This window comes from Desulfolutivibrio sp. (genome assembly GCF_036584575.1).
Taxonomy (GTDB): domain Bacteria; phylum Desulfobacterota; class Desulfovibrionia; order Desulfovibrionales; family Desulfovibrionaceae; genus Desulfolutivibrio.
The window spans coordinates 1-3,630 of sequence record NZ_JAZHDB010000126.1; the positions used below are offsets into that span (position 1 = coordinate 1).

The window sequence follows — 3,630 nt, forward strand, 5'->3', positions numbered from 1 at the left end:
CGTCGGCTTTTTGCTGGTAGAGCTGTTCAGCCAGCTTGTGCGCGGCCTGGGCCAGTTCGTCCGTGGCCTTTTTGATGGCGTCGGGGTCGTCGCCTTTAAGCACTTCCTTGACGTGATTCACCTTGGCCTCGATCTCGCCGCGCACGACCGGGTCGATCTTTTCCCCAAGGTCGGCCACGGACTTCTCCGTGGTGTAGATCAGCGTATCGGCCTGGTTTCTGACCTCGATGAGCTTTTGCTTCTTCTTGTCTTCCTCGGCGTGGGACTCGGCGTCCTTGACCAGCCGCTGGATCTCCGACTCGGACAGGCCCGAGGAGGCGGTGATGCGGATGGACTGCTCCTTGCCCGTGCCCAGATCCTTGGCCGACACGTTGACGATGCCGTTGGCGTCGATGTCAAACGCCACCTCGACCTGGGGCACGCCGCGCGATGCGGGCGGGATGCCGGTCAGCTCGAAACGCCCCAGCGTCATGTTGTCCGTGGCCATGGGCCGCTCGCCCTGGAGCACGTGGATGGACACCGAGGGCTGGTTGTCCGCCGCCGTGGTGAAGACCTGGCTTTTGCGGGTGGGGATGGTGGTGTTGCGCTCAATGAGCTTGGTGAACACCCCGCCCAGGGTCTCGATGCCAAGCGACAGGGGCGTGACGTCGAGGAGCAGCACGTCTTTGACGTCGCCAGCCAGGATGCCGCCCTGGATGGCCGCACCCATGGCCACCACCTCGTCGGGGTTCACCGACCGGTTGGGCTCCTTGCCGAAAAACTCCTGCACGGACTTTTGCACCAGCGGCATGCGGGTCATGCCGCCGACGAGCACCACCTCGTCGATTTCCGTGGTCTTCAAGCCCGCATCGGCCAGGGCCTTGCGGCAGGGCTCGACGGTGCGCTGCACCAGGTCGTGGACCAGCGACTCCAGCTTGCCGCGGCTGAGCTTGATCATCATGTGCTTGGGGCCCGAGGCGTCGGCGGTGATGAACGGCAGATTGACCTCGGTCTCCATGGACGTGGACAGCTCTTTCTTGGCCTTTTCGGCGGCCTCTTTCAGGCGCTGCAGGGCCATGCGGTCGGCCGCGAGGTCGATGCCGCTTTCCTTGCGGAACTCGTCCACCAGGAAGGTGATGACCCGGTGGTCGAAATCCTCGCCGCCCAGGAAGGTGTCGCCGTTGGTGGCCCGGACCTCCACCACGTTGTCGCCCACCTCCAGGATGGAGATGTCGAAGGTGCCGCCGCCCAGGTCGAACACGGCGATCTTTTCGTTGGCCTTTCTGTCGAAACCGTAAGCCAAAGACGCCGCCGTGGGCTCGTTGATGATGCGCTTGACCTCAAGCCCGGCGATGCGCCCGGCGTCCTTGGTGGCCTGACGCTGGGAGTCGTTGAAATAAGCCGGGACGGTGATGACCGCCTCGGTGACGGTCTCGCCCAGGTAGGTCTCGGCGTCCTTTTTGAGCTTCTGCAGAATCATGGCCGAGATCTCGGCGGGCGAATATTTCTTGCCCTCGATCTCCACGCTGGCGTCGCCGTTTTGCCCTTCCACGATGCGGTAAGGGCAGTGCGTCAGCCACTTCTGCACCTCGGGGGCGTCGAAACGGCGGCCCATGAGGCGCTTGATGGCGAACACAGTCCGCTCGGGGTTGGTGATGGACTGCCGCTTGGCGATCTCGCCCACCAGACGTTCCTTGGTGAAGGCCACCACCGACGGGGTGGTGCGGCCGCCTTCAGGGTTGGATATGCATTTCGGATCTTTCCCCTCCATGACGTACACACACGAGTTGGTCGTCCCGAGGTCGATCCCGATGATTTTGCCCATACTGTCCTCCCTCTTTCTTCTTTCCGCCAGACACGGCCGCTTTGCCGCCGCACCCGAACAATTGTGAAGTATAAGTCCGCGTGGCCCGCAGTAAAGGGGCCTTTTCGCGATTTATCCCTGCCGCACCATGACCTTGGCCGGCCGCAAAAGCCTGCCGCGCAAACGGTACCCCCTCTGCAGCACCCGGCTGACGTGGTTTTCCGCCACTTCCGGGGACTCTTCCATCCCCACGGCCTCGTGATGCTCGGGATTGAACTCCTCGCCGGAGGCGCCGAACTCCTCCACTCCATGCCGGGAAAGGATGTCCACGAACACCTTGCGGGTCATCTCCACGCCCATGACCAGATCCTTGCAGCCCGCATTGCCCCGACCGTGCAGAAGGGCCAGGTCGAGATTGTCCAATACCGGCAAAAGCTCGGAGACGATGTTCTCGGTGGCGTACTTGAAGTACTCCTCCTTCTCCTTGACCAGCCGCTTTTTGAGATTCTCGGACTCGGCCAGGATATACAGCCGCCGGTCGCTCTCGGCCGCCAGCTCCTCGCGGCACCGGGCCAATTCCTGAACCGGGTCCACGGCGGCGGAGTCGCCCGCGCCATCCGCCGGGGGGGCATCCATGCGATTTTTTTCCTCGTTGTGCTCCATGCCGGACATGCTCCTTCACGTGATTTCGACGAACGTGTGGCCCGACACTCCGTCTGGCGAAGTCCCGGGCCGAAAAATCCGTCCCCGGGGGAATCCCCCGAAAACCCAGGCGGTCAAAACCGCCGGTCAAGCATCCTGGTCAAAACCCGGGCCGTATAATTGAGGACCGGGGCCAGCCGCGCATAATCCATGCGCACCGGGCCGATGACCCCAAGCGCCCCCAGGGGGTGGTCGCTTGGGCCGTAGGGGGTGGAAATGGACCCGAGATCCCGGAAGGACTCAAGCTCCGACTCCTCGCCCAAGATAAACACGGTTTTGAATTCGTCCATGCTTTTGTCCAAAAGCTCCAAAAGCTTGGTGCGATTTTCCAAAACCCGCAACAGCTCGCCCATGCGCCCGACATCGGAAAATTCCGGCTGGTTGACGATATTGGCCGTGCCGTCCACGAAAAGCTCCCGCGCCGACTCCGGGGCGAAGGCCTCGGCGGCCAGGGTCAGGGCCCGGCGGTACAGTTCGCCGAACTGGCTCTCGGCCTTGCGCAATTCGGCCAAAAGCTTGGTCCGCACCTCGGACACGGTCATCTCGCCGAACAGGTGATTCAAGTAGTTGGCCGAGGCGGCCAGATCGTCGGCGGTGATGTCCGGGCTGGTCTCCAGGAGCCGGTCCAGGACCATGCCGCCCTGGAGGATCAGGATGGTCATGACCAGGCCGGGCTTGATCAGGGTGAATTCGATGCGCTTCCAGCGCGCGTCGGCGTGGCGGGGGGCGATGACCAGGCTGACCTGGAGGGAATGGCCGGACAGGATGCGCGACACCTGGCGCAGGATGTCCCCGAGTTCCGGACCGGCGGACCCAAGAAGCGTGGTGATCCTGTTTTTCTGGGACTCGGCCAGGGGCCGCAGGCGCATGACCTCGTTGATGTAGAGCCGAAAGGCCTGGGCCGAGGGAATGCGCCCGGCCGAGGCGTGGGGCTGCTCCAGGTAGCCCTGCTCGGTCAGGTCGGCCATGATGTTGCGGATGGAGGCCGGGGACAGGTTCAGGCCGCTTTTTTTGGCTACGGTGCGCGACCCCACGGGTGCGGCGTCGGCGATGTAGGATTCGACGATGGTGGTCAGCACCTGTCGTTCGCGTTCGAGAAGCGGCATGACGTCCCCTGTCTGGCACTCTTGTGGCGAGAGTGCCAG

Annotated in this window: 3 protein-coding genes; all 3 read right to left on the minus strand. The window is 63.4% G+C overall.

The genetic code is table 11. From position 1 onward, the window contains the following. Positions 1-1,804, minus strand: a 1,804-nt coding sequence (dnaK, locus tag V3572_RS09670; protein WP_332110790.1) for a molecular chaperone DnaK, incomplete at its 3' end; no start/stop codon positions are given. A 111-nt stretch (positions 1,805-1,915) separates the two neighbouring features. Then, positions 1,916-2,446 (minus strand): nucleotide exchange factor GrpE, encoded by a 531-nt coding sequence (locus tag V3572_RS09675; protein ID WP_332110791.1) that lies wholly within the window; start codon positions 2,444-2,446, stop codon positions 1,916-1,918. Between the two features lie 113 nt (positions 2,447-2,559). After that, positions 2,560-3,630, minus strand: a 1,071-nt coding sequence (gene hrcA, locus V3572_RS09680; protein ID WP_332110792.1) for a heat-inducible transcriptional repressor HrcA, incomplete at its 5' end; no start/stop codon positions are given.

What these genes read in the sequence shown, in the direction of transcription:
- V3572_RS09675 (WP_332110791.1), bottom strand. Translation starts at nt 2,446, where the DNA reads ATGGAGCACAACGAGGAAAAAAATCGCATGGATGCCCCCCCGGCGGAT.